Annotated in this window: 16 protein-coding genes; 9 read left to right on the forward strand and 7 right to left on the reverse strand. The window is 72.2% G+C overall.

Going from position 1 to position 26,160, the window contains the following annotated elements; all coding sequences use genetic code 11:
- The first annotated feature begins 294 nt into the window (after positions 1-294).
- A complete protein-coding gene (locus AB0411_RS21475) occupies positions 295-1,710 on the forward strand; it encodes a DEAD/DEAH box helicase (protein WP_366418862.1) in 1,416 nt (471 codons plus the stop codon).
- A gap of 506 nt (positions 1,711-2,216) precedes the next feature.
- Entirely contained in the window at positions 2,217-3,050 is an 834-nt protein-coding gene (locus AB0411_RS21480) for an SAM-dependent methyltransferase (RefSeq protein ID WP_366418863.1), read from the forward strand.
- Between the two features lie 215 nt (positions 3,051-3,265).
- Here AB0411_RS21480 and AB0411_RS21485 read toward each other — a convergent pair whose 3' ends face one another.
- Positions 3,266-3,700, reverse strand: coding sequence for a hypothetical protein (locus AB0411_RS21485; RefSeq protein ID WP_366418864.1), 435 nt, complete (start codon positions 3,698-3,700; stop codon positions 3,266-3,268).
- A gap of 748 nt (positions 3,701-4,448) precedes the next feature.
- Here AB0411_RS21485 and AB0411_RS21490 point away from each other — a divergent pair.
- The 3 genes from AB0411_RS21490 (at position 4,449) to AB0411_RS21500 (ending at position 8,276) form a co-directional block, all read left to right on the forward strand.
- The gene (locus AB0411_RS21490) at positions 4,449-4,979 is read left to right on the forward strand and encodes an EF-hand domain-containing protein (protein WP_366418865.1); all 531 of its coding nucleotides are present in this window, start codon (positions 4,449-4,451) and stop codon (positions 4,977-4,979) included.
- Between the two features lie 18 nt (positions 4,980-4,997).
- Positions 4,998-6,860, forward strand: a complete 1,863-nt coding sequence (locus AB0411_RS21495) for an acyl-CoA dehydrogenase family protein (RefSeq protein ID WP_366418945.1) — start codon at positions 4,998-5,000, stop codon at positions 6,858-6,860.
- A gap of 63 nt (positions 6,861-6,923) precedes the next feature.
- Positions 6,924-8,276, forward strand: coding sequence for a cytochrome P450 (locus AB0411_RS21500; RefSeq protein ID WP_366418866.1), 1,353 nt, complete (start codon positions 6,924-6,926; stop codon positions 8,274-8,276).
- A gap of 239 nt (positions 8,277-8,515) precedes the next feature.
- On the opposite strand, the gene AB0411_RS21505 is transcribed toward AB0411_RS21500, so the two are convergent.
- The gene (locus tag AB0411_RS21505; protein WP_366418867.1) at positions 8,516-9,295 is read right to left on the reverse strand and encodes a lysozyme; all 780 of its coding nucleotides are present in this window, start codon (positions 9,293-9,295) and stop codon (positions 8,516-8,518) included.
- 413 nt (positions 9,296-9,708) lie between these two features.
- Here AB0411_RS21505 and AB0411_RS21510 point away from each other — a divergent pair, with 413 nt between their 5' ends.
- Complete coding sequence (locus tag AB0411_RS21510; protein ID WP_366418868.1) at positions 9,709-10,884, forward strand: DUF3103 family protein; 1,176 nt, start codon at positions 9,709-9,711, stop codon at positions 10,882-10,884.
- Positions 10,885-11,026: 142 nt separating this feature from the next.
- Here the strand turns inward: AB0411_RS21510 and AB0411_RS21515 are convergent, their stop codons facing one another.
- On the reverse strand, positions 11,027-11,383 hold the full coding sequence (locus AB0411_RS21515) for a GMC family oxidoreductase N-terminal domain-containing protein (RefSeq protein WP_366418869.1): 357 nt from the start codon (positions 11,381-11,383) through the stop codon (positions 11,027-11,029).
- Positions 11,384-11,592: 209 nt separating this feature from the next.
- Here AB0411_RS21515 and AB0411_RS21520 point away from each other — a divergent pair, with 209 nt between their 5' ends.
- Positions 11,593-12,090 carry a MarR family winged helix-turn-helix transcriptional regulator gene (locus tag AB0411_RS21520; protein ID WP_366418870.1) on the forward strand — a complete coding sequence of 166 codons (498 nt, stop codon included), beginning with the start codon at positions 11,593-11,595 and terminating at the stop codon, positions 12,088-12,090.
- 63 nt (positions 12,091-12,153) lie between these two features.
- Here the strand turns inward: AB0411_RS21520 and AB0411_RS21525 are convergent, their stop codons facing one another.
- The 3 genes from AB0411_RS21525 to AB0411_RS21535 form a co-directional block, all read right to left on the reverse strand.
- Entirely contained in the window at positions 12,154-13,203 is a 1,050-nt protein-coding gene (locus AB0411_RS21525) for a CinY protein (protein WP_366418871.1), read from the reverse strand.
- A 188-nt stretch (positions 13,204-13,391) separates the two neighbouring features.
- Entirely contained in the window at positions 13,392-15,458 is a 2,067-nt protein-coding gene (locus AB0411_RS21530; RefSeq protein ID WP_366418872.1) for a cellulase family glycosylhydrolase, read from the reverse strand.
- 60 nt (positions 15,459-15,518) lie between these two features.
- Positions 15,519-16,631, reverse strand: a complete 1,113-nt coding sequence (locus tag AB0411_RS21535; RefSeq protein WP_366418873.1) for a GDSL-type esterase/lipase family protein — start codon at positions 16,629-16,631, stop codon at positions 15,519-15,521.
- Positions 16,632-17,507: 876 nt separating this feature from the next.
- On the opposite strand from AB0411_RS21535, the gene AB0411_RS21540 reads away from it, so the two are divergent.
- On the forward strand, positions 17,508-20,135 hold the full coding sequence (locus tag AB0411_RS21540) for a helix-turn-helix transcriptional regulator (protein ID WP_366418874.1): 2,628 nt from the start codon (positions 17,508-17,510) through the stop codon (positions 20,133-20,135).
- A gap of 229 nt (positions 20,136-20,364) precedes the next feature.
- Entirely contained in the window at positions 20,365-22,977 is a 2,613-nt protein-coding gene (locus AB0411_RS21545) for a LuxR C-terminal-related transcriptional regulator (RefSeq protein WP_366418875.1), read from the forward strand.
- A gap of 113 nt (positions 22,978-23,090) precedes the next feature.
- Here the strand turns inward: AB0411_RS21545 and AB0411_RS21550 are convergent, their stop codons facing one another.
- Positions 23,091-25,838, reverse strand: a complete 2,748-nt coding sequence (locus AB0411_RS21550) for a LuxR family transcriptional regulator (RefSeq protein ID WP_366418876.1) — start codon at positions 25,836-25,838, stop codon at positions 23,091-23,093.
- Positions 25,839-26,160 lie beyond the last annotated feature (322 nt).

Genomic DNA, 26,160 nt, shown 5'->3' on the forward strand with positions numbered 1-26,160 from the left:
CAGCGCCGGCCGTCTTCGAGGTGCTGGCTGCTCGTCCGTGATGACGGCGCCTTGAGGGAGAGCTCGGTCAGGCGCGTCGGAACGACTCTCGGCGTGTGTCGCGTCACCGTACGCAGTCGGAGCGATCAGCCCACAGCGCCGGAGCGCACTGTCACGTTGTGTTAGCCTCAGACGTTTGGACCGCTGTGATGGCTGTGACGGCTGGCGCTTCTGCCCGTCCGTTTCCCCTTGTTCGTCGGCTGCTCATTTCCTGCCGGGCCTTCCTCGGTACGTTCCGCATACGGAAGGCTCTTCATGGACCACCCGGACCACCTCGGCACCGCGCACGGCGACCTCGCCCCGCCAGTGACCCTCACCCCGACGGTGCCCCCGGTCGCCTCCTTCGCCGACCTGGAACTGCCGTCCGAGGTGCTGCGGACGCTCACCGAGCTCGGCGTGCGCGAGCCCTTCCCGATCCAGGCGGCCACGTTGCCCAACGCCCTCGCGGGACGCGACGTCCTGGGGCACGGGCGCACCGGATCGGGCAAAACCCTCGCCTTCGGCCTGCCGCTGCTCGCACGGACGGCAGGGCGGCGCGCGGAGCCCAAGCACCCCCTCGCCCTGATCCTCGTGCCTACCCGGGAGCTGGCCCAACAGGTCACCGAAGCACTCACCCCGTATGCCGACGCGCTCCGGCTGCGGATGGCCGCGATCGTCGGCGGCATGTCGATCGGCCGGCAGGCCGCTGCGCTGCGCGACGGGGCCGAGGTGATCGTCGCCACCCCTGGCCGCCTGCATGACCTCATCGAGCGCAAGGCCTGTGGCCTGGGACGGGTGCGGATCACCGTCCTCGACGAGGCTGACCAGATGTGCGACATGGGCTTCTTGCCGCAGGTCACCGAGGTGCTCGACCAGGTGCACCGCGACGGCCAGCGGATGCTGTTCTCCGCCACCCTGGACCGCGACGTCGATCACCTGGTCCGGCGCTACCTCCATGACCCCGTCGTCCACTCGGTCGACCCGTCCGCGGGCGCGGTCACCACCCTGGACCACCATGTGCTGGTCGTTCATGGCCCCGACCGGTATGCCGTCGTCACGGAGATCGCCGCCCGCGACGGCCGCGTACTGCTGTTCCTGGATACCAAGCACGCGGTCGACCAGCTCACCCGGCACCTGCGGGCCAGCGGGGTGGATGCCGCGGCCCTGCACAGCGGTAAGTCCCAGCCGCAGCGCACCCGGACCCTCGCGCAGTTCAAGAGCGGCCAGCTCACCGTCCTGGTGGCGACCAATGTCGCGGCCCGTGGCCTGCACGTCGACGACCTCGATCTCGTGGTCAACGTCGACCCGCCCACCGACCCCAAGGACTATGTGCATCGCGCGGGCCGCACCGCCCGGGCCGGTGTGTCCGGCCGCGTCGTCACGCTGGTCCTCTCGGGCCAGAGGAAGGAGATGAGCCGCCTGATGGCAGAGGCCGGCATCGCGCCGACGACCACCAAGGTGCGCTCGGGTGAGGCGGAGCTGAGCCGGATCACCGGGGCCAAGCCCCCCTCCGGCACCGCGCTCGACGGTAGGCCCGCCGCCCACCGGGCCAAGAACACCAATACCCCCTTCCGCGGCCTGGGCACCAGCAAGGACACCTCCCGCACCACCGGCGGCAAGTCCCGCAAGGCCACCGAGGCCCGCAAGCTCGCCGAGGCCCGCAAGGCAGCCCGGGTGCGCCGCGGCGGCTGAGCGCCCGCCCCGATAGCCGGATGTTCCTGATCACATGATCGAGAGCCACTCCGGCGCGGCACCGTAGACCTCCGGTGTCGCCGCAACTTCGGCGGGAGCCTCCAGGGGCAGCAGGTGCCCGCCGGCCGGGCGTAAGGACTGTTGTCGCCCCCCGGGATGTCCAGGGCCGACATCGCATGCGGGCGATGGACAGCACATCAGCCTGCCCTGAACCCGAAACGGCAGCTCACTTCACCGGCGTCCGGCAGCTGGTGCCGTCTTCCAGCGCCCGACGAGGCAGCGGCCCCTCCGTGACCTGCTTCCGGGCTCAAACCTGGGCGGCGGCCGTGATGTTGTTCCACGCCACGCGAAGGAGTGGGTACGGCCTTTGGCCGCAACCCACCAGGGAAATGTTCGGTACCTTCGCCGGATGAGGGCCAGTTGATCGACCGGCCCCTTCGTGACGCAGTGACACACCGCGCTGTGCAACGCCCATCCCGTCTACGAGACTTCCCGTGAGGTGCCCGATGGCCGGCGCTACGTCCGACGACTCCGTGCCTGCATATATCGATACGACGCGACCCAGTATCGCGCGGGTGTACGACGCGTTCCTGGGCGGCAAAGACAACTATGAGGTGGACCGCGAGGTAGTTCGGAGTGTGCAGCAGGCCGTGCCGGAGGTCCCGGACCTGGCAGTCGAGAACCGCGCCTTCCTGATCCGCGCCTGCCGGTTCCTGGCGGGCCGGGCAGGCATCACCCAGTACCTGGACTGCGGCTCGGGCCTACCGACCGCAGAGAACACCCATCAGGTGGTGCAGCGGGTCAACCCGGACTCGCGGGTCGTCTATGTGGACAACGACCCAGCGGTACTGGCCCACAGCCGGGCACTGCTGGAGGAGAACGGGAACACCGTCCTCGTCTGCGAGGACATCTTCGAACCGGAGGAGCTGCTGCAGAATGACCTCGTACGGTCCACGCTGGACTGGAACGAGCCGATCGCACTGCTGCACATGGGCACGCTGCACCACTACAAGGGCGAGGACACGCGCTCTCGCAAGGACATCATGCGCGCCTACATCGACGCGCTGCCGTCGGGCTCGTACGTGGCGATCAGTCACTTCCTGGACCCGGAGGACGAGCACAGCCAGGTCGCCCGGAAGATGGAGGACAGGTTCCTGCACAGCAGAATGGGAAGTGGCACCTTCTCCACCAGGGCCGAACTGCAGGGGCTCTTCAATGGCCTGGAGATGGTTCCCCCAGGCCTGGTTCCCTGTGGCGACTGGTGGCCGGACGGCCCGCAGCTCAAGGAGGAGAACGCGGCCCAGCGGTGCATCGCCGGCGGCATCGCCCGTAAGTCATAGGCCCTGCACAGGTCCGACGCGGTCCAGTGCTGCCCAGCCGCCCCGTCGTCCTACTCAGAGCCTGTTTCTCAACCCTCCGAACACTGACCGGGCCCCCGGACAGGGCCTCCCCCGTCAAGAGCGTGGTGCGCACCACGGAGGAGTACCCCTGCCTGGAGCGGCAGCCTCCCCCGGAACCACGTTCCGGGGGAGGCTGCCGCTTCCGCGGCGTCAGGTCAGAACGTCCAGGTGGTGTACCACGTGGCCTGGCTGGTGGGGTGGGCCAGGTCGGTGGTGACTCCGCTGAGGCGGCCGTCGGAGCCGCGGGAGCCGATGTAACGGCCCCTTGACCCGTCGCTCCAGGCGATGACGAAGTAGATCGAGCTGCCGTCCACGAACCCCTGCTCGATGGTGCCCGTCGTCGAACTTCCCGTCCTGGCTGTGCCCGTGAGGTTCCCCTCGGCGTCCTGCGCCACGGAGAGCGTCGCGTTGGCCGAGTTGCTCTGGTAGATGGTCCAGAAACCCCCCACCTGGAACCCGGCCCCTGCCGTCCTGGCAAGCGATGCCACGGGGGGCCTGTGGGCGGTCGCTGCCTGGGCGGCAGGGGCGAGGGTGACGCCACCCAGGGCGACAGCGAGCGCCACGGCAGCCGTGGCAAGTCTGGCACGCATGAGGGTTCCTTCCCATAAAGGGGTATTTAAGCGGCATGGGTGCTAGTGCGAGCCATGAGCCTCGCAGTAGCGGCCGTTCCCGGACAGGCGAGAACCGGTCATTGCGGCGCGGGACAGCACCGCCCTCCGCCGCCCGCCGCCCGCCGCCCGCCGCCCGCCGCCCAAGGCGGCCATCACGACGAGGGCGCAGGTCCCCCGAAAACCTCACCGCGGCTTTGGCCCAACGCAGCGCGTCCGGCCTGCTCACGTGCTCCTACGACGGCGGCCCGGCGCCGCACAAGCCACGGTCGCCCTGCTGCCCATCGGCTCATCGCCCTGATCGCGGGACAACGGCATAGGCGGGGCCGCAGGTTCCGATGCCGACGAGTGCGGCGCGACCGAAGCGCAGCATCTGTCGGCGCAGTGCTGATCCGCCCCCAGGCCGGCGAAGGGCCTCCAGCTTGCGTCGGCGTGAAGACACCGTCACCGGGCTGCCGTTACCCGGCCAGACCATGGCCTTCAGCACCGGAAGCCACAGCCTGAGCACCGCCACCGCGACCGCTACCGCCGGCGCCACGGCACCGCTTGCCGCCCAGAGATCTTCAGCCTCACCCTGATCGCCCTCAACGACAGCTACGCATCGATAAGGACGTCAATTGTGGCATGCATATTTCACTCGATAGGGGCTCTCACAATGGATGGATTCACCCGAATGCCGTCCAGTATTCTCGAACCCGCTTCGGGTGAACTTCCCGCATTGGAGGACCATATGGGCGCACTGCTGGACCAGAAGTACGAAAAGCTCTTTTCCCTGCTGGACACCAACGGCGACGGGGTGATCGCCGAAGACGACTTCGAGCTGATGGCCGGCCGAGTTCTGGCCGCCTCCCGCGAGGAAGACACCCAGAAGGGCAAGAAGTACGCCGGTGAGATGATGAACTACTGGCGGGCCCTGCGCAGTTCCGCCGACGCGGACGGCGACGGCCGGATCGACAGGGAAGAGTTCCGCCGGGCCCTGCGCCAGGTGAGCGACACGTTCGACACGCTGGTCGGCCCCCTCTATCACGCCGGCTTCCACCTCGCCGACAGGAACGACGACGGCCTGGTCGGCAGGGAGGACTTCGTCGTGGTCCTCGCCGCCATCGGTGTCCCGGCGACCGAGGCCGGCGCGACCTTCGACCGGCTCACCGAGGGGAACGGGCAACTGGCCAAGGACCAGCTGATGACCGCCGCTACGCAGTACTACTGCGATGAGGACCCCGCCAATACCGCAAGTCATCTGCTTTTCGGCACATTGTGAGGTAGACCCACTTTGGACGTGATCACGGTGGCGGGAACGGGCGCCGGCGGCGCCACGGCGGAGGACAGCGCCGTTCTCGTGGACCGGGTGCAGGTGCTGAACGACGTGCTCTTCGACGGGCGATTCGACGATCTGCACAGGCGTTGGGCAAATCTGTTCCGTCGGGACGTTTTCCGCTACCGCGATGGATTGTCACCTTCAGAGCGTTCCGAACTCGCCTATGAGCGTTTGCGGGTCGTGAATGAAGAGATCGAGAACGTCGAGGACTTGGTCGCGGCGACGGATCAACTAATCGCCTTACACGAATGGTTGGGGGTGGTCGACGGCACCCTGACGACACTGGCGACCATCCACTACAACCTGTTCCTGGGCAGCCTGCTCCGCCTCGACCCCCGACGCACCGTGGACCGCCTGCCGTTCACCCGACTGCGGCAGTACGGCACCGTACTGATCACCGAGCTCGACTACGGAAACAACGCCGCCGAGCTGCGGACCACGGCGACCCTCCAGCCGGAATCCGGCACCTTCGTCCTGCACACTCCTTCGCGCGGCGCCCAGAAGTTCATGCCCAACACCGGTTCCGCCGGCGGGCCCAAGAGCGGCCTGGTCGCGGCGAGGTTGATCGTCCGGGACGAGGACTGCGGCGTGTTCCTCTTCCTCGTCCCGCTGCGCGACGGACAAGGGCCGCTGCCCGGTGTCCGGGTGCGCCCGCTCTCCCGGATGCCCGGGTCCGCCGTCGATCACGCCATCACCTCGTTCGACCGGGTGGTGCTCCCGCGTACGGCGCTGCTGGCCGGTGAGCACGCGGTCCTGACCACCGAGGGGGCCTTCCGCAGCACGCTCGGCAGCCGGCGCCGCCGGTTCCTGCGGTCCATCGAGCGCGTCACCACCGGCAAACTCTGCCTGAGCGCGGCGGCGCTGGCCGGCGCCCGGGCGTGCCTCACCATCGCCGTTCGGTATGCCCACCGTCGGCACACGTTCGCCCCGGCGAGCAGGTCCGGCGTCCCGGTCTTCGCCTACCGCTGCCACCAGACCCGACTGCTCGGGGCCGTGGCCCGCGCCTACGCGGCGACGTCCCTGCTGCGCGAGGCCACCCGCAGCTGTGCGGGCCCGGACGCCACCGAGTCGGCCGATGCGGAGGTCCTCGTCGCGGCGGCGAAGGGCTGGATCACGTGGCAGACCAGAGGCATCGTGATCGAGTGCCGGGAGCGCTGCGGCGCTCAGGGGCTGCTGTCGGCCAACCGCATCGTCGACCTGCTCACTCCGATCGAGGGCGCCATCACGGCCGAAGGGGACAACCTGGTCGTCTGGATGAAGGCCGGCGCCGACATGCTGGTCGGGCGCGGCTACAGCCCGCCTCCCGCCCCCGCCGTGCGTACCGGCGCACTGACCGACTGCGCTCTCCTGCTCGACTTGCTCGTCCGGTACGAACTGCGCTGCCTCGAGTACGCCCGCAGCCGGCTCGGCGAGCCGAGCACCGACTCGATGGACCGCTGGAACCACGCGGTGAACCCGGCCCTGGAGCTCGTCGACGCGTATGCCACCCGGCGGGCCGCCCAGGCGCTCCGGGCCGCCGCCGACCGCGTCGGCGACGACGCCACGCGGAGCCTGCTCACGCAGGTCTTCCAACTGTTCGTCCTGCAACACCTCGCGCCTCGGGCGGGGTTGCTGCTGGCGGACGGGCACCTCACCACCGAAGCGGTCCGGGATCTGGCCCCCGCCGTCGACCGTGTCAGTGCCGGGCTGGCCCCCCACGCACTCACCCTCGTGGAGGCCTTCGCCGTTCCGGACACCATCCTCCAGGCCCCCATAGCCACCGACAGTTACGACGCCGCCTACGACGACCCCGCCGGGCCCTGGCAGTCGGCACCGATCGACTGAGCGCGACCCGCTCCTGCCCGGCCTCACTGTCCCCACCCGCCGTTCCGAGGAGCGCCACAGGCCATGAGCGATGCGTTCACCCGCGAGCCGTCGTGGGCCCCCCGGCTCTTCCCGCCGGCCGCCCGCGCGCCGCGGGCCGTGCAGACAGCGCGCATGTTCCTGGACCCCCAGGGCTACGCGGGTTCCCTCCGCCGGCGGTTCGGACCGGTCTTCTCGCTCCGCACCTCCCCCTACCGCGGCGCCCTCGTGTGTGCGGCCGGCGCCGCGGTCAACCGGGCGGTGCTGACCGACCACGCGCGGTTCGAAGGAGGTGACGCGGCCGCCCTGCTGGCGCCCGCGGTCGGCGCGGGATCGCTGATCTGCACGCCACCGCCCCGGCACCTGGGCCATCGCAAGCTCCTGCTGCCTTCGTTCCACGGGACGCGGATCATCGGCTGGACGGAGCGGGTGCGGGAACTCGTACAGGCCTCACTGCCCGGCTTGCTGTCCGGCGACGGCGTGGCCGTGCGCCCCTGGGCGCAGCGGCTGACACTCGACGTCATCTTGAGGGTCGTCCTCGGTCTCGAGGACCCCGCCCGGGTCGCGGCGTTCCGCCATGCGCTGAACTCCTTCGTCGGCACGGGCAACCTCGCCGTACTGTTCCTGCCCAAGCCGTTGCAGCGCGACCTCGGACCGCTCTCCCCGGGCGGCCGCTTCCACCGGCTCCGCGCGGCCGTGCGGGACCTGACCCGCGAGGAGATCGGCACGCGCCGAGCCGCGCCCGACCGCGCCCACCGCGACGACGTGCTGTCGCTGCTGCTCGACGCACGCGACGAGCACGGAGCCGGGCTGGACGACGCACAGCTCCTGGACGAGCTGACCGGTCTCGTACTGGCCGGTTACGAGACCACGGCGACCACGATCGCCTGGACGCTGCATCTGCTCGCTCACCATCCCGCCGCCCGCGACGACTTGATCGCCGACCTCGACTCGGGCTCCGACCGACTGCTCAAGGCGACCGTCAACGAGTCCGGCCGACTGCGCCCCGCCGTTCACCACGCCATGCGCACCGCGGTGCACGACACGGAGCTCGGGGGCCACCCCGTGCCGCGGCACGCGTTCGTCGCGGCACTGTTCTCGCTCACCCACCTCGACCCCGAGCTGTGGCCGGAGCCGGGTGCCTTCCGGCCCGAGCGCCACCTGGGCACGGCCCCGGTGCCCTACTCGCTGACGCCGTTCGGCGGGGGCGTGCGCCGCTGCATCGGGGTGTCGCTGGCCCAGCTCGAAACCGAGACCGTCCTGAGGGAGATCCTCGCGGCGGCCGTCCCCGAGCCGGCGGGCCCGCTGGAGCCGGCGCGACTCGTGTCGGTGACGATCGTCCCCGCGCGGGGCGGCCGGATCCGGCTCCGCGGGCGCCGGTCGCATCGACCCGACTAGGCCGTCTCCGGTGCCGTCACCGCTCGGAGATCGATGCGTGGGGCCACGCACGGAGCAGGCCGGAGGAGGCGGCCACTGGGCCGCGACGGCGCAGACGGCCCGACCGATCAGGACTTCCGGGAGCCCGTGCTCGCGGATGGAGGCGCCGACGAATCCGCTGCCGCGCGCGTCACGGAGGAAGCGTGCGACGGCGCCCCGAGGCCCGGCGGCGACGCGGCCCGCCCTCGTCGTGGGTGCCGTCAGCCCTTGGCGAATGCCTTCAGCTCGTCATAGGAGCCGTGGAAGAGGTCTTGGTCGCCGGGGAACGTACCGGAGTTGGCGTACTGCCAGAAGGTGTGAGCCGACCAGCCGGCCGGGAGGGCGCCGGGGGACGCGGCATATCGGGCGACCCACAGCGGGTTGGTCCCGCCGAAGCCGGTGTCGCCTCCGGTGCAGCGGGTCCACCAATCGCTGGTGGTGTAGAGGACGGGGGCGCGCCCGGTGCGGGCCTTCACCGTGTCGCTGAACTCCCTTATCCAGGAGACCATGTCGGCCTGCCCCCGGCCGTAGCAGGCGTCCGGGCCGTACGGGTTGTGCTCCAGGTCGAGAGCCGGCGGCAGCGTGCTGCCGTCCCCCGTCCAGTTCCCGCCGTGGTCGACGAAGTGTGTGGCCTGCTCCGTCGCGCCGGAGGTGTCCGGACGGGCGAAGTGGTACGCGCCGCGGATCATGCCGGCGTCGTGGGCCCCCTGGAACTGCTCCGGGAAGGTGGGGCTCTGGAAGGTGGCCCCCTCGGTCGCCTTGACGTAGGCCCAGCGGGCTCCGTCGTTCCATGCGCCCTGCCAGTCGACCGTGCCCTGGTGACGGCTCACGTCCATCCCGGGGACCTCTTCGGCACCGGCCGCGGCGGAGGAGCCGTGCCCGGACGCCGCGGCCTGCGCGGGCGGCGGGAGGGTCAGGAGCGTCGCGGTGGCGGTGGCGAGAGCGGCGAGCAGCGCCGTGCGCGGGGCTCTGCGGGGGCGTCGGCGTGGAGACAGGGGCATGTGGGGATGCCTTCCGGTGGCGTGGTCCCGGGGGACCGGGCATGTGGGGGAAGCCCGTGGGAGACGGAGAAGTGCCTGCGCGGCACGGGCCGTTGCGTGCTTGACGCGTTGATCTGGAGCGAACATAGGGGGTGTGACGCGCGGTGGCCAGGCCCCTGGAGCGATCATGCGCCTCGGCAGCCGAGGAGGTGTGGTTTTCGCGGCAAAACCCCCCAGCTGACGCGTAGTTGAGTAGTCATTACCCATGACCTGCATCCCGCTCGCGGCCTTAATGAGTCCTCGGCGCGGAACGCGGTGATGCGTCCGGGACGGTCACGGCCCACAAAGCGGTGACGTCCCGCTGCCGCGCCGAATCGTGGACCGAGGCGGGCGCGGCATCCGTACGCGCCGCCGCGAGCAATGGAGAGAAAACCATGTACCGGTCTGGACTGATCAGGACGGCGGTGGCCGTGGCCGCCTCGTCCGTGTGCCTGGTGAGCGGAGCCGCGGGGGCGTGGGCGCAGCCCGGCGCGCGTACCGCCCCGTCCGGGGCACAGCCCACGCGGGCGGACGCCGTGCAGGACGCGAAGCAGGCGGCGGCGCGGAGCCTGCGGGAGGCGTACGCCGCCGGCCAGGTCAAAGAGGAGAGGGCCGGCCTGTCGGCCTCGGCGGACGCGGTGGCGCTGGACCGTCTGCCGGTCCGGTCGACCAGTGACTTCCGCGCGTCGGTGGAGTCCTCCAACAACGCGATCCTCGCCGCCAAGGGTCTGCCCGCCTCGACGGGCAACGTCCTGCAGGTACGGCTGGCCAACCCCCAGGCACGGGCCGCGCTGGCCAAGGGCGTGCAGCCGCTGATCGCCGCGGAGCCCTCCGACCGGCGGGCCGATTCACTGACCGCATACCGGCCCGACGGCACCGCGGTGAAGCTCGGAGCCACCGCGCCCGCGGACGTCCCGGTGCTGATCGTGGGCACCGACGGCGACCGGATCGTGGCGGCCGGCACGAAGGTGATGAGCGAAGGCTTCAAGGCCGCCTGGACGCAGGCGGGTGCCGGCTCCGCCAAGGCAACCGACCCGTCGCAGGGCAAGGACGTCACCCGCATCAACGACGTCTCGTTGCTGCAGAGCAACGAGGAGCCGTTCTGGAAGGGCGGCGCCGAGGCGTTCGCCGTCGTCAGCGGCTGGGACAAGAACAACAAGGCGTTCGCCGAGCCGACCCTGCAGATGCCCTACCTCGATTCCACGGGCGTCGCCTACCACCCCAACCAGAACCTGATCGACTGGAGCCACTTCGGCTACGACTCCGCCGACCTGGTGTTCCTGGAGGAGGACGACGGGACCAACTACCGGGACCTCACCAAGGCGATCGTCGACGCGCTGCTGACGGTCACCGGCTACGGCACGACCGGCATCCCGCTCGCCAACACCATCATGGACGCCATTCCGGACAAGTGGTGGACCGATGACACCGATGAGCTGGACCAGGTGTATTCGGTCAGCCACGCGGCCATCGCCAAGGCGCAGAACTCCGGCGCCGCCGGCCTGACGTACTCCGGCGCCGGCGGCAACATCTCCCTCGGGCTGAGCAACGCCTTCATCCCGAAGACCTGACGGGGTTCCGGCGCGCCCGGAACCACCGGACGAGGCCCGCCGCAGACGCGGCGGGCCTTCGCCGAGGGACAGGCGGGCTGAGCCACTGGTCCCGCCGACCGGACTTCTGGAGACCTCCCCTGCGTGACGAGACCATCGCCCGTCAGTCGGTGGTCGACCTGCTGGGGCGCGACGGCGCGACGACATCCTGGACGGTGCGGACCAGCCGGGGACGCTCCTGTCTCCGGAACGCGATCTCGCCTCCGCTGTCGTCCGGCCGCCGGACGACCACACCGCAGGCCCGCGGCCCACCCGGACGATCCGGCTCCGGCAGGATGCGCAGCGCCCTCGCCCCGGTGACGATCCGGCCGCCGGCCCGGCACGCATCGGGGAGCACACAGAGCGGGACGCTCTGCTTGGTGCCGGTCGAGCAGCCGACCACGCATCGGCACGCCCCTTGCAGCCGGTCGCGTTGCGCCGCGGCGGCACAGCCTGCCGACCGAGGTGCTCGGCACCGCACAGGGCGGTACGGCCGGTGCGGCCCGGGAGGTCGACGGGTGGGTGGTCGTCACCCTCAGGGTGTGTGCCGCCTCGTCGAGGAGGCGCCGAACGCGGCGCTGTCGGTGCGCTCAAGGGCCGGGGTCCGGCCAACCGGCTGGGCCGCCCGGGCCCGGAACATCAGCACAACCGCATTTGCGCAACCATAGTTGGCGAATGCACAATGGCGCCGTGCCCGAACGCTCCCCGCATCCCGTTGCCACCGATGAGCTGGACACCGGCAGCCTCGCGCTCTTCGTCGGCTTCGCCGCCTCCCAGCTGGTGCAGGAGCAGCTCGCCGAACAGGGCTTCGGCGATCTCCGCTTCTCGCACGGCTACGTCTTCCAGCATCTCGTCGACGACGCCCGGCCCACCGTCGGGGAACTGGCCGCCAAACTGGACATGACGCAGCAGGGCGCCTCCAAGGCCGTCGTCGAACTGGAACGCCTCGGGTACGTCGAGCGTGTCGCCGATCCGCAGGATGCCCGCGCCCGCCGTGTGGCACTGACCGCTCACGGCCGCGCGGCGGTTGCCGCGGCGCGACACGCCCGGAAGGCCGTCGAGGAGCGCCTGGCCGCCCGGTTCGGCCCGGACCGGCTGGCCGAACACCGTGCTCTGCTGGCGCAGTTGCTGGACGAACTCGGCGGCACGACCGACGTACGGCTCCGCAGCGTCCGCCCGCCCGCCTAGGGTCGGTTTCGTGTGGCCCGGGCTGCCCGAGCCCGGCCCGATCCTGCCCGAAGGCCCTGGCACTCAGCAGTCGCGGACCGGGTTGTCATGGCTGAGTGCGCAGGCCAGGCGGGCCCCCTGGGCCGGCCCGTAGGTGGCTGCGAGCGCATCGCGCAAGCCCCGCCACTGCACGCGGGTGTTCTCCACGGCCACCGCGACGGCGGCGGCGAAGTTTCCGGCCACCTTGCCGCGCGACGTGGTGGGGCCCGTTGCGGCGCCCGAGACCGCGTCGATGATCCCGGTGTCCTTGTTCAGCGTGTCGTGGGTGACCCGGCCGGCGCAGCCGCCGGGCAACAACGTGAAGCACCCCGTGGTGAGGGCGGTCGGGACGGTGGAGATCGCGGCCGGGTCGGCGAGCCGGAGGAAGGGGGCGGGGGTGGTTCGCCCCAGGCCCGGCGGATTGGCCGTGCCGGTGGCCCGTCGCGGGTCGGCGTGGTCGGTCCAGTTGCTGTGCGAGTAGAAGTCCTGGGTCCCGTGCAGGGCACGGCCCAGGCCTTCCAGCGCCTCGCACTTGGCGCGCCCGGGTATCCCGAGCGCGAAGGTGCAACCCGGTTCGAGGTTCACGTCGCGCACGTCCACCTCACCGCCGGGGGCCATGCCCGCCGCTCGGGCGACGCCACGGGAGAAGTCCGCCTTCAGGTGTGTCACGCAGTTCCGCAGAGCGGCGCTCGCCGCTGCCCGGCTCTGCGGATAGCCGGGGGCCGCGAGGAAGTCCGCGTCGTCGCAGTGCGCCCCGGCATCGGGGATCTCGTCGATGTCCGGGCTGCCAACGGCCCCGAACGTCCCTCTGGTTCCTGCGAGTTGGTCGAGTGAGGCGGGCTGAAAGCACTGGTTCCCGGCCCGGCCGGGCGTGCAGGCGAGCGCCGCGCGAGTGATCCGCTCGTGCTCGGCGTGCTGCCCGGGTCCGTTCACGGTGCCGAAGCCGTACGAGGACGTGGCCGGCGTGGCGTGCGACGAGGGGGACTCGGCGGCCCAGGCCGGCCCTCCGCTGCCGGGAGCGGTCGCCGTCAGTGCGGCGGCAAGCAGGCAGAACAAGGGCCGGAGGGCCGGGTGCGGATGCGGCACAGCCGTCATGGACATCTCCTGAGCAGGCGGGGTGGGCGAGGAGCACTGCGGGTCTCCCGGTACCGCGCTCCCCGCGGGATCCACACCGTGGTGGTGGGTCGCGGTACGGGACTCGCGGGCCGGCGCGCAGAAGGGCCGGCACGGACGGGCGCCCGGTCGGAGGTCCCGGCCGGGCGCCCGCTGCGGCGGGCCGTTCGTCAGTGATCGAGCTTGCCGAGGAGCTCGACGGGATTCTTGTGGTCCCGGACGATGCTCTGGTTGAGCTGTGACTGGATGCGGGTCAAGTCGGCCTGGTCGCCCGCACTCGGGTCGGCGACGACGACGGCGTAGTGCCAGGTGTCGTCGGTCTCGCCGACTTCCGGGTCGTCCCAGACCATGAGCCGGTGCCCTCGCGCGGTCGAGGCATCCGTCCCGGAGTCCTGCGTCATCATCACCTCGTCCGGGACGTTCTTGGGCGTCTCGTCCTGCGCACCGAACCCGAAGCGGGTGGTCTTCTCGGTGATCACCGCGGTCGACGCCGGGTGGAACCCCGGCGGCAGGGCGATTTCGGTCGGGGCGCCGGAATGCCGGCTGCGCCAGGTGACGAGGGCGAACCTCTTGCCCTTGAAGTAGTGGGAGTCGGTGCCCTGAGGAGCGAGCCCGTACCAGTCGAGCGGGGCCTTCCAACCGTCCTTGGCCATGTCGTTGTAGGTGAAATTCATCAGGTCGCCCTGCACGGCCCGGGGGGAGACCCGCTCGGCGTTGGCCGGGTCGATGGTGAACGACACCGGTCCGCTGCCCTTGTCCACGACGGAGAAGTTCTCGTCGTTCCAGCCGTCGCCCTTGGTGATGACCTTGTCCGGGTTGCCGTTCATGGGCTCGTGGTGCTTGTCGTGGTAGATGTCCCAGTGCCACTGGGTACCGGAGATCAGCGGGGTGTACGGGTCGATGCGGTGGGGGCCGTCAGCGGCCTTCCACTGGTCGCTCTGTTCCATGCCCTGGTACGTGGCCTTGATGATCCGGTCGGTGTCCTTGGCGCCGATCCCGTTGAGCCACATCCCGTACTCGGAGAGGAACATCGGGATGCCCAGATACCGGGCCTCGTTGCGGACGTCCTGGAGCTGGGGCAGGTAGGTGTTGTTGTCGACCCCGTCGGGATTCGGTCCCATCCGGCCGGAGTCGTAGAAGTGGCTGTTGAAGACGAAGCCGGGGCCGGGCTTCTGCTTGAGGTAGTGGCCGCCGGTCGCCGGGGCGAAGACGCCCGCCTGGGAGTTCCAGAAGACCAGAGGTTCGGCGAAGACCTGCTGGGTGCTGAACCCGGTGTCGTCCATGACCTTGCGGACCCGCTTGTAGAACGGCCACAGGAAGTCGTTGTCGAACTTCGACCAGTCGCTGCCGACGACACCGCCGTCGGCGGGCTCGTTGAAGGGGTCCACGCCGAGAAAGTGGTCGCGGTCCTCGGCGTGCAGTTGGGGGCCGAGGTACTCCAGCGCCTGGGTCATCTGCCACACGAAGGCGTCCTGGACCCGCGTCTGCTCCGCCGGGGTGCCCGCGGGGAGCGGCCCGGCCGGACTGCCGAGGTCCTTGATGGGGGAGTTCTTCCAGAAGCTGCGGTAGGCGCTCCGGATCAGATCGTTGGTCTGCAGGTTCATCGCCCAGTGCGGACACACGACCCCGCAGTACTCCTTCCCCCCGGGCACCGCCCACCGCGGCGCGCCGTTTCCCGTGAACCAGGAGTCCTTGCGCCACAGGTGCCGGGAGTACAGATCCTGGTGCCAGTCCAGCAGGACGTGCAGTCCGCGGCTGGTGGCCTCCTTGATCTGTGCGGCGACCTTGTCCAGGTAGTCGTGGTCGATGACACCCGGCCGCGGGTTGACGCCCTCCCAGGAGATCAGGAAGCGGACGACATTGGCTCCCGTGAGGTTGCGCATCTGCTGGAAGGCGGCCGCGGCGTCCGCGGTCGTCTTGAACGGCTTGAAGCCCGCCTCGGCGATCTTCGTCTCGCCGGACGTGTTCCAGCCGTGCAGGGACACCTCCCTGCCGGTGCCGTCCCGGAAGACCTTGTCCGTGACGGTGGCCTTGCCGAAGGGGCCGAGATCCTGGACGACGGTCTTGTCGCCGATGCTGATCCGAGAGGCTCCCGGCTGCCACTCGTAGTCCAGGCTGTGGTGTACCTCGCCCGCCCGGGCGGGCGAGGCGCTCATCGTGGTGACCACGCCCAGCAGAGCGGTGAGGAGGATGGGAGCGCGCCGTATCCGGGAGGCGGAGCGGACCTTGTGATGCATGCAGTTGCCTTGTCTGGTGAGAGCGGATCGAGGCCGCAGGAGGAGAGTGCGGGCACGGCTTCAGCCGGCGGTGAGGTACATCCCGTCATAGCCCTGGCCAGGGGTGTTGCGGCACTTCCAGGTACCGCCGCCGGCGTTCCAGATGCGGCCCAGGCACCGGCCCAGCGCGATCTGTCCATAGGCGTTGGGATGCAGGGATTCCTTGAGCTCCCCCTGCAGCGCTCCGGTGTTGAAGTAGCGGGCCCAGTCGCTTCCATTGGCGGAGGGCGGGTGTCCGGCGTCGGCCATGTGAGAGTTCCTGGAGCACGCCTCGCGCCCCTGTAGTGCGTCGCTCAGGTCGAGGAAGTCCGTGCCGTTGGCCTGTGCCACGGACCGGAGTCCCTCGGTGAGGCGTGGCATCAGGGTGTCCCGGGCCCAGTCGAGGTCGGTGTTGAACATCGGGCAGCCCTCGTAGGTCCGCGCCCCGGACTCCGGATAGCGCATCTCCGCTCCGCGCGGCAGCGGGGACGGGTAGGACTGCACGACCAGGTGGTAGTCCGCGGGGACGTATCCCGCCCCGGCCATCGCCGCCCGGATTTCCTTGACCGATCTGTCGACCGCCGCCATGGCGGTGGCGAAACGTGCCTGGACCCGGGCCTGCTGGGCGGTGTGACAACTTCCGGACCCGGTCAGGTAGCCGGTCATGCAGGCCTGGAGGATGTCGCCGAATCCGACGTCGTTGCCGCCCACCGACAGCACCACCATCTGCACACGGTGCGAACGTGCGACCTCGGCCAGGGCATCCGCCTGGGGCCGCTCGCCGTCAAGCGGCTGCCCGCCGTGCGAGAGCCGCCAGATGTTCGGGGACTCGGCGCCGGAGCAGGCGAGGTTGACTGCCTGGTCCACCGGGATCCGAGTGCGCTGGATCTCGGCGACGTCCGACCGGAAGCAACCGCCGTCGGTGCTCCCGTAGACCTTGCCCGGGTCGTATCCGTTCGGCACCGCGGCGCGATCGGTACCGCTGCGGTCGCCGAACGGGTCGTCGCTGTTGCCGCGCCACCGGCCGGCGTTGCCCGCGATGTAGCTGTCGCCCAGTGAGACGACGGCGGTCGGCCCGGCCGGCGCCGCCTCGGCCCGGGCGGGTGCCACACAGGTCGCGGCCGCGATGCACAGGAGGGCGAGTACATGGGGCATGGCGAGGGGGCGTGGTCTGGCTCGGCGCATAGGAGTCGGTGCCTTCGGATCGAGAGATGTGGAGCGCACGTCGCCCGGGGACACCGAGGCCGGACGCACCCGTGCGGGGCCTGGCGTTTCGGACCCGGGGCTCTGCGTCCGCCGGGACGCTGCCGCGGTCCTGCCGTGGTCCTGCCGGCAGGTCCCCGGCCGGTGCGGTGGCCCCAGAGTCGGCCCGAAAAGTGGTCGCAGGTGGAGCAACGGCTACTCAAAGACGTGCGTCCGGCATGCATGTCGTCGCCGGAGCCCCGCCCGGAACGGCGCGGCATGGCGTTCCGCAGGGTTCCGGGGCACGGGGTACTGGCCGAGGGAGCTGCCGGGCGCCACAATGCCGCGGGGACGGGCCGTGCCGCTGTCCGTGCACGGAGTATGCGTACGGAGTTGAGTAATCGCTCCCCTGGTCGGTGCCGGGACGGATACCGAGACTGGCCGGGACCATTGATCACTTGGCGTCGCCCCACGCGGCGGCGCGCACTGCCCACGCGGCCGTCCCGGACGCGAGGAGGGGGTGGGGGACATGTCCGCGGCAACACGCCACCGATTCCGTCGCACCCCACCGGCGCCGGGAGGGCCGGCCGGCGAGCCACCGGGGGGCCGGCGCCACCGCCTCCGCATCCGCCCGTCGCCGCACTGAGCCTTCCGTTCGCCTCCCGTCACACACCCCGGCGGGCCCGGCCGCTGCGGCACGGACGTACGCCCCGGCGCGGCCGCTGCACACCCCTGCTCCGTACCCGGCCCCGAAGCGTCCCGTCACCGCCGGTGGCCTGCGCCCTTCTTCCGCGCGCGGCGTGCTGCCCGCCGTCGATGGGCCGGTCCTGATCCTCAACACAGGAACTCATGAATGCTTTTCCGCTCCCCCCTCACTCCCCGGTCGCCCGCCTACAGCCGGTGCTCGTCACCGATGCGCCCTTCGTGGGCAGGGGCGGCGAACTGGAGCTGATCCGTCGGGTGTTGTCGTCCCGGCGGGGTCCGCGCGGCGTTCTGGTCGCCGGCCCGGCCGGCATCGGCAAGTCCCGGTTGCTGCACGAGGCCCGGGCCCTGGCCCCACGCCGGCAGCTCATCAGCCTGCACCCGCGCGCCGACTCCACGGTGTCCGGCCACGACACGGGTCGGCGCCTCTCCCCCGCTGCCCGGGCCCTGGCCGACCTGGTCCGGGCCGCGGATCGCGACCCGGCGGGCACCTGGCTGCTGAGCATCGACGACGCGGACCTGCTGGGGTCCGCCCTGTGGCCCCTGGTCTACGAAGCGGTGTGCCATCCGGCGGGCAAAGTGCTGCTCTCGGTGACCGGCGACGGGCAGCCCCTGCCACCGGAGATCCAGGCACTGTGGAGCGACCACGCGCTGGTGCGCATGGACCTGCAACCGCTCGATGCGACGGATGTCAAGGAACTGACGGACTCGCTGCTCGAGGGCGGGCTGGGGCAGACCAGCGCGGCCCGGCTGGCCCAGTTGTGCGCCGGCAGCCCGCGGCTCCTGCGGGAGGTGACCCGCACGGCCGTCGAGCGGCGCTTGCTGGTGCGTTCGGACGGCTGCTGGCACTTCATCCATGAACGGCTGCCCGTACCGCCGTCCGTACTGGAGCTGGTCGATCCGCACGTGCAGCGGCTCGGCCCGGTGGGCCGGGAAGTCCTGGAGTTGGTGGCCCTGGCCGGGGAACCGCGCCTGGCGGCGGTCGAGCGCTTCTGCGACGCCGAACAGCTGGAGGAACTGGAACAGCGCAACCTGCTGCGCACCGTCGACGACACCCCCGCCGGCTGCGGTGAACCGCGCGTGCGCATCAACCACCCGCTGGTCCGCTACGCGCTGTCCTACGGCCTTGCGCCGCTGCGCCGACGGCGCCGGCTGCGCGACTGGCTCGCGGCGCACGGCGGACCGGCGGAGCTGATGCAGCACGACGACTGCCTCCGCCTGGCCGAATGGCACCTGGACGCCCTCGAACGGCCGCCCCGGGCGCTGCTGGACCAGGCGGTCGAGCAGAGTCTGCGCGAGCAGGTCCTGCCGAGCGCGATCCGGCTCACAAGGGCGGCCTGGCAGCACTACCCGGGTGAGGACACCGCGGAACTCCACGCCCAGGCGCTGGCCGCCGGCGCCGAGTTCGCGCGGCTGACGGCGTTCGTCGCAACCGTTCGCAACAGTGCGCCCCGATATGCCCGTGCCCTGGAGCGGGCCGAGGCGCGCGCGTTGCTGCTCCAGGCCCGGTACACGGAGCTGGACGCCGTGCTGCCTCTCCTCCCGGAGGGCGAACAGGACTACTACCGCATGGCCGCCCGGTACTTCCAGGGCCGCTTCGCCGAGGCGCATGCGCGGGCGGAGGCACTGCGCCGCAACGGGCCGGACGTCCACGCCCTGGAGGCCGGGCTCATCATGATGGGATCGCTGTGTCACATGGGGCTGCCGGACCAGGCGCTGTGCCTGTACCGCACGCTCCGCTCGGAGCTGGACCACACGCCCGGCGGTCCCGCCGGATTCCATGCCGACTCCCTGGAGGAGCTGCACGCCTCCGCTCTTCACTACTGCGGCCGGTTCGACGAGGCGGAACGCATCTACTGGCGCGAGTACGCGCAGGCCGTGGAGAACCACCACGTGCGCATCGACGCACAGCGTGGCCTGGCGCTGGGGCATCTGCTGCACGACCGCGGCAAGATCGAGGAGGCCCTGAAGTGCCTGACGTTCACCGCCAGTTACCGAGTGGGATGGCGGCAGTGGCACGTCAAAGCCGGGATCCACGCCGCCCTCGCGATCAGCTCACTGCCGCTGGACAGGCGGGTGGCGGACCCGCTGCCCGACGACCTGACCGCGGACGAGGCCGGTCACTGCGCGATGTTCCTGGCGGTGGTGCGGGCCCGGCGGCACCACGAGCGGGGGGAGACGGCCATGGCCGAGCGGGCCCTGCACGACGCGGTGGCGCGGGCGCTGGAGGACGCGGCACATGCCGACGCGGCCATCGGACTGCACGAGTGCGCGCGGCTGTCCCTGCCCACCCCCGTGCCACCGGCCACCGAACTGCACCTGGAGGGCGCCTTCCTCCGGACTCGGGCGGCATACGCCGAGGCGTACGCCGCCCGGGAACCCAAGCTCATGGGACGGGTGGCGCGGGCCTTCGCGGAGATGGGTGCCGGCCTGTTCGCGGCCGAGGCGTACGCCGAACTGGCCCGGTTCCACCAGCGTTGCGGGGGCGTCAAGGCAGCCACCGCGGCCACCGCACGGGCCCGGGAGCTGCTGCGCGGCTGCGGACCGGTGGACACCCCACCGCTGCGCTTCCTCGGCCGTTCGGCGCTCCTGTCGGACCGCGAGCGGCTGATCGCCGGGCTGGCGGCCCGCGGGTTGCCGGACAAGGAGATCGCCGAGCAGCTGTGCCTGTCCGTGCGCACGGTCAGCAACACCCTCTACCGGGTCTACCAGAAGGTCGGGGCGGCGAACCGCCGGGACCTTCGCGCGCTGATGACGCAGCGGGACGGCGGGTGACCCCTGTCCGCTGAGCCGCCGTCCGGGACCCGTGGCCCGCGCCCGGCTCCGGCGCATGGCGTGCGGCCCGGCCGCGGTGCACGGCATTGACGGCCGACAGGTGTGCGGGGTACTCATGCCCATGGCAGGCCTTCGGGCCCGGCCGTTGCCCCCACGACGATCGGCGGCCCGCGGTGCCACCGGCCGACCGCCGCGGCATCCTGGCACCGCCGATGCTCAGGAAACAACGATGAAGACGACACCTCCCGAGCGCCCCCGGCGCGAGCAGTGCTGGCCGTTGCTCGGCCGCGACGCGGAGCTGGCCGAGGCGGGCCGCGTGATCGACGACCCCCATCACGGTGGGGTGCTGGTGACCGGGCACTCCGGAACCGGCCGCAGCAGGCTGGCGCAGGAGTGCTGGCAGCGGGCCGGGCGCCAAGGGCACCCGGGGCTCCGCGTCACGGCGACCGCCGCCGCGCGCTCGGTGCCGCTCGGCGCCTTGGCCCCACTGCTGCGGCGCGACCCCGACGGCGCGCCCGCCCTCGACACCGACCGGGCCTCCGGACGGCGACGGCCCGTGCTGCTTCTGGACGACGCCCACCACCTGGACGGCGCGTCGGCCCACCTGCTCGCTTCCTGGCTGCGTGCTGGGCGGATCGCACTGGTCGCCACGACCGACGCACCGGGTGCCGCCGCACCGTGGCCGGAGCCCGCCCTGCACGCCGTCCGCCTGGCGGCTCTGCCGCAGGCCGTAGTAGGAGAACTCCTGGAACGGGTGCTGGACGGTGCGGTCGAGCGCAGGACGGTGCGCCTGCTCCACGAAACCAGCGGGGGGCGACCGCGCGACCTGCGGGAACTGGTGGACGACGCGGTGCGGCGGCGGGCACTGGTGTCGGAAGGGCCGCTGTGGCGGCTGGTCGGCCCGCTCACCGCCACGCCGAGGCTGCACGCCCTGGTCGAGAACCGGCTGCGTCGCCTCGACCCGCCGCACAGCGCGTTCCTCCAGCGGTTGGCGGTGTGCGGGCGCCTCGCACTGGACTCCGCGGAACGGGCGTCCGCGCAGGCCCTGGCGGACGAGGGCTGGCTCCGCGTCGTGGCGGAGGGGCCGCAACAGTGCGCCGAGCCGACCGGTCCGCTGTACCCGGAGGTGCTGCGCGCGGGGCTTCCGGCGCAGCGGATCCGTCGCATCCTGCGGGACCAGGCCGCACGCTCGCGGACGCTGGACCCCGGCCCCGCCGGGCTGCTGCGCTCGGTGTGCTGGCGCCTCGAAGCGGCCGACGCCGTGGACCCTGGCGAGCTGGAGCGGGCAGTCGTGCTGGCCCGCCGGGCCCAGGACCATGCGGTCACGCTGCGGCTGGCCCGGGAGCTGGCCCACGTGCGCCCGCACCCCCGCACACTGCTGCTGCTGGCCGAGGAACTGTACGAGGGCGGCCACCCACGGGAGGCCGAGCGCACGGTGCGACGGGCGCTCGACGAGGCCACCCAGGACGACGACCGGTTGTTCGCCGTGGTGGTACACGTCCAGAGTCTGGCGTTCGGCCTGCTCCGGGTGGACGAGGCGCTCGCGGTCAACTCCGCGGCCCGGCGGGCGTTCGCCGGTCACCCGGACGTGGCTGTCCTGGAGGCGAACGAGGCCGCGCTGTGGAGCCTGCTGGGAGACGTACGGCGCGCCGAGCGGTCCCTGCGGAAGGTCCCTGCGACGCCCGGAGCCCCCGCTTCCGCCCTCGTGGCGGTGCCGCGCGTGTACAGCCTGACGGAGTCGGGCCGCACGGGCGACGCGGTGCGGGCCGCCCGGCAGGCACGGGCCCACGGCCGGGCGGAGGCCGGCGCCGAGGGCGTGGCACACCCGGCGCAGTTGATCGGCGCCGAGGCCCGTGCGCTGGCGGAGTCCGGGGCGCTGTCCGCGGCGGAGGAACTGGCCCGGCAGGGCTACGACCGGGCGGTGGATGCCGGCGCGGGGCGCGCCCAGACCTGGTTGTCGGAACACCTGGGCTGGATCTGCTACCTCGGAGGCAGGATGGGCGAGTCCCGGGTCTGGTACAGCAGTGTGCTCGCGCACGCTCGCGAGGTGGGGCTGCGCTCCGGTGAGTGGGTGGGTCTGTGCGGACAGGCGCTGACCGCGGCGGTGTGCGGCGACGTCGACCGCGCGGAACTGTGGTGGGAGCAGGCGCGGTCGCTGCGTCCGGGCCGCTGGTGGCGTCCGGAGGCGGCGCTGGTCAGCGCTTGGCTCGCGGCGGCGACCGGCCGTCCTTCCCGGGGCCGGGACGAGCTCGTCGAGGCCGCCGGGGACGCCTCTCGGCGGGGGCTGCGCACCGCAGAGTCCCATCTGTGGTGTGATGCGGCCCGGCTGGGGGCGGCACGGGAGGCGGTGGCGCCCCTGGCGGAACTGGCGGCCGGCTCGGACAGTGCGCTGGCCTCCGCCCGCGCCGATCTGGCGCGGGCGCTGGCCACCGGGCGGGCCGGTCAACTGGAGCGGTGTGCCGGCCGGCTGTCCTCGCTGGGGGCCGGGCTGCTCGCCGCGGAAGCCTGGAACGCGGCCGCCACCGTGCACACCGGGGCCGGCGCCGCGGTGTCGGCGCGCGCCGCCCGGGAGCGCGCCCTGGCGCTCGCAGGCCCCGGTGGCGCCCGTACTCCCGGCCTGGTACCGCCGGCGGTGCGCTGCGGGCTGACCGGACGTGAGCTGGACGTGGCGCTGGCCGCGGCGAGCGGCCTGAGCAGCGAGGAGATCGCCCGGCGGCTGTCCCTGGCGGTCCGCACCGTCGTCAATCACCTCCAACGCATCTGCGCCAAGCTGGAGATCAACGACCGGACGATGCTGCGGACCGCGATCCACCGCACACCCGGGGAGCCTGCCCCAGGTTGACGCGGCGCCGTCGGGTGCCGCGGCCGCGGGCCGGAGCGGGCCGCCCGGCGCCGTGGCGGTGACAGCCCCCACCCGCGCAGCCGCAACCGGGTCGCTTCCACGGCGCCCTGCGGTCATTCCCCCCATCGCAGCGCGCGGTCGAGTTCACGGCGCGAGCTGACTCCGAGCTTCGCATAGGCCCGTTGCAGATGGTTGTCGACGGTGCGCACCGACAGCACGAGCCGAGCTGCGATCTCCTGGCTGGTCAGCCCGTCCGCCGCCAGGTGCGCGACGTCCCGCTCGCGGTCGGTGAGCGGACGTGCCTCGGCCCGGTGCGGCAGTGGCGCGCTGACGCGGTCCGTACCGCAGCGCTCCAACAGCCGCCGGGACAACAGCGCGGCGGCCGCGGCGGTACGCGACTCCCCCGCCCGGGCCGCGAGCGCCGACGCCGCGCCGGCGGCCTCGGCTCCCGTCATGTCGGCACCCAGCCGAGCACACCGGTCGGCGGCCGCGCGCAGCACCCGGTGGTCCTCGTCGGCGAGCCCCGCGGCCAGCTCCGCCCTGGCCCCGGCGAGCGGGCTGTCGCCGGCCGCGGCCAGCTCCGCGAGCCGGGTGCGCACCTCGGGGGCGGCCCCGAGCCGTGCGGCATCCGCCAGGAGCCACCCCTCGTACGAGGCCATGCCCGTGGCCCGGGCACCGGCGGCGGCCTCCAGCAACAACCGCTGTGCCGCCGGTCGGGCTCCGCGGACCGCGTTCTGCCAGGCGATCGCGAGCTGCCGGATGAGCCGGGACGCCTGCTGGCGTTCGCCCTCCGGGCCGCTGGTGGCGGCGAGTTCGCACGCGGCCCGGTCGGCACGCCCGGCCTGGGCGTGCACCGCGGCCAACCCCGCGCCCGCGAACACCACGGCCCGCCGGAAGCCGTGGCCCCGCGCCAGGCCCAGCGCCTCGGTGAACCAGTCGTGCGCGGCCTCGAGGTGACCGGCGATCAGTTCGCAGCGCCCCAGGTGCGCGGCGATCCAGATCTGCGGTGCCAGGGCCCGGGCCCCCACCGCTTGGGCGAAGGCCGCTCGCCCCACCGCACGCGCTTCCCCGCCCCGTCCGGCATCGGTCAGCGCCGCGACGCGATAGATGGCCGGCCCGCTGGCGTGCGACGAGGGACTGCCCGGCCGCTGTTCGCGTTCGGCGGCGACGAGTTCCTCGTGCACGTCGCGGGCCAGTGCCGCGGCCTCACCGGTGCGGCCGGCGTAGCCGAGGGCGAGCGAGCGCTGCAACTGCGCCCACAGCCGCAGCCGCGGGACGGCGATGTCCTCCGCGTCGGCCAACAGCCGCAGTGCGTCGGGCACCGCGCCCGCGTTGAGCCGGTAGGCGGCCTCGTTGACGCGCAGCACCCGCCGCCCTCCGGCGTCCAGCCGTGTGGCGGCGCGGGCGTTGACCTCCAGGGTGCGAGCGGTGTCACCCAGCCCCCAATAGAGGTTCTGGGTGCGTTCCATGGCGACGGTGAGGATGTCCTCGGATCCCTCCGCCAGGTGTTCCGCGGCGCTCAGGGACTCCTCGGCAGCCGCCCATCGGCCGGTGTGGTGGTATGCCTCCCCGCGCAGCAGCCAGACCTCCAGGACCGCGTCGCACCGCGGGACATCCGCGAGCAGTTCGACGACCTTGGGGTAGTCGCGTACGTGGCGTGCCATGCGGGCCGCGGGGAGCAGCGTCTCCAGGCCGACGGGCAGTCCGGCGGCCAGCCGCCAGGAGGCGAGGCGCAGCGCGTCCTCACGCCGGCGGGCGCCCGTTTCGGCGAGGTGGGCGGCCTGGTCGCGGTAGATCGCCCGACGGCGCGCGGCGGATGTGCCGCGACGCATCACCTGGCCGTAGAGAGGGTGATCCAGCACGCAGACGACGCGCCTGCGGTCCATCCGGACGCGGATCAGTCCGTCCTCCTCCAGCGCCTCGACGTCCTCGGCCCGGTGCCCGCCGTGCACCAGGGCGTCCGGCGAGAGGGGTTCGCACAGGGCGAGGAGCTCCAGCACCCGGCGCCGGCGCCCGTCGAGGCCGGCAAGCCGACTGTGGACGATTTCGGTCAGCCGGCGAGTGCCGGTCAGCGGACCGGTGAGGTGCCACAGCCCGTTCTCGCGCACCAGCCCGGCCGAGTCGAGAGCGCCGGCGACCAGCTCGCGCAGCACCAGCGCGTTGCCGCGCGAGGCATGACTCAGGGTGCGGAGCGTGGCGTGCTCCACCGGCCCGCCGAGCACTCCGCGGACGACTTCGGCCGTTTCGGCCGCGTCGAACGCGGCCAGGTCCAGGCGGTGGCTTCCCTCTTCGTGCTCGAAGGACTCCACCACGTCCGACGGTGGCACCGGAGTGCGCACCGTGCCCACCAGGAGTACGGTTCCGGTCCGCACCAGGTGCCCCAGCAGCACGGCGGAGGCGTTGTCCAGCAGGGGGAGGTCGTCGACCAGGACCACGGCGCGCCGGGGGCGTCCGTCTGCGGGGTGCGGGGCGAAGGCTTGTGCCGCGGCGTGGAAGGTCCGCACCGGGTCGTGGACGGGAGCGTCCGGCGGCAGGAGATGCCCGAGTGCCCCCAGAGGCAGCGCGGCGTCCGCGGTGGTGGCCACCACCCGTTCGGTGCGACGGCCGGACCGTTCCGCGTCGCGCAGGAACTCCTCCGCGAGCCGGCTCTTGCCCACCCCGGCCGGGCCGTACAGCAACAGGACACGGACCTCGGCGCTGTCGAGGTGGGATCGGAAGGCGGCCAGCTCCTCGGCGCGGCACGCGAACGGCCAGCGACGGCGCCGAGCGTCCGCGGCGGGGAACGCCCCGTCACGGACATCGGCCGCCGGGCCGTCCCCTGCGTTGTCGTGCGGTCCCGAGGATGACCGGGGGGTCGCCACCTCATGCTCCCTGTTCGTCGTGCCCTGCGCTGATGACCGACCGGCCCCGTCGCGGGAACGGGTCCTGGCCCGCCCACCCCCAGCTTGTCCGCTGCCGGCCATCAGCACATGAGTATGGAGTGCTCCCCTGCTGCCGGATCCACGCCGACGGCAGCGCGATACGCCTCCCTCCCCTGCTCCGCACCCCTCTCCCGCGGCCACCGCGGGAGCTGCGGCGTCCGTCCTCTCGCCGCGTACCGGTCGCCGTCTCCGGCGGCCGACAGCGGCAGTTGAGCAGTGACCACTCATGACAACGGCCCCGGTGTCCGCACTGATGGACCCC

Origin of the sequence: Streptomyces angustmyceticus, from assembly GCF_040701845.1 — a bacterium.
Lineage (GTDB): Bacteria > Actinomycetota > Actinomycetes > Streptomycetales > Streptomycetaceae > Streptomyces > Streptomyces angustmyceticus_A.

Coding starts and splice junctions, on each gene's coding strand:
- AB0411_RS21475 (WP_366418862.1), top strand. CDS start 295: ATGGACCACCCGGACCACCTCGGCACCGCGCACGGCGACCTCGCCCCG.
- AB0411_RS21480 (WP_366418863.1), top strand. CDS start 2,217: ATGGCCGGCGCTACGTCCGACGACTCCGTGCCTGCATATATCGATACG.
- AB0411_RS21485 (WP_366418864.1), bottom strand. CDS start 3,700: ATGCGTGCCAGACTTGCCACGGCTGCCGTGGCGCTCGCTGTCGCCCTG.
- AB0411_RS21490 (WP_366418865.1), top strand. CDS start 4,449: ATGGGCGCACTGCTGGACCAGAAGTACGAAAAGCTCTTTTCCCTGCTG.
- AB0411_RS21500 (WP_366418866.1), top strand. CDS start 6,924: ATGAGCGATGCGTTCACCCGCGAGCCGTCGTGGGCCCCCCGGCTCTTC.
- AB0411_RS21505 (WP_366418867.1), bottom strand. CDS start 9,295: ATGCCCCTGTCTCCACGCCGACGCCCCCGCAGAGCCCCGCGCACGGCG.
- AB0411_RS21510 (WP_366418868.1), top strand. CDS start 9,709: ATGTACCGGTCTGGACTGATCAGGACGGCGGTGGCCGTGGCCGCCTCG.
- AB0411_RS21525 (WP_366418871.1), bottom strand. CDS start 13,203: ATGACGGCTGTGCCGCATCCGCACCCGGCCCTCCGGCCCTTGTTCTGC.
- AB0411_RS21530 (WP_366418872.1), bottom strand. CDS start 15,458: ATGCATCACAAGGTCCGCTCCGCCTCCCGGATACGGCGCGCTCCCATC.
- AB0411_RS21535 (WP_366418873.1), bottom strand. CDS start 16,631: ATGCCCCATGTACTCGCCCTCCTGTGCATCGCGGCCGCGACCTGTGTG.
- AB0411_RS21540 (WP_366418874.1), top strand. CDS start 17,508: ATGAATGCTTTTCCGCTCCCCCCTCACTCCCCGGTCGCCCGCCTACAG.
- AB0411_RS21545 (WP_366418875.1), top strand. CDS start 20,365: ATGAAGACGACACCTCCCGAGCGCCCCCGGCGCGAGCAGTGCTGGCCG.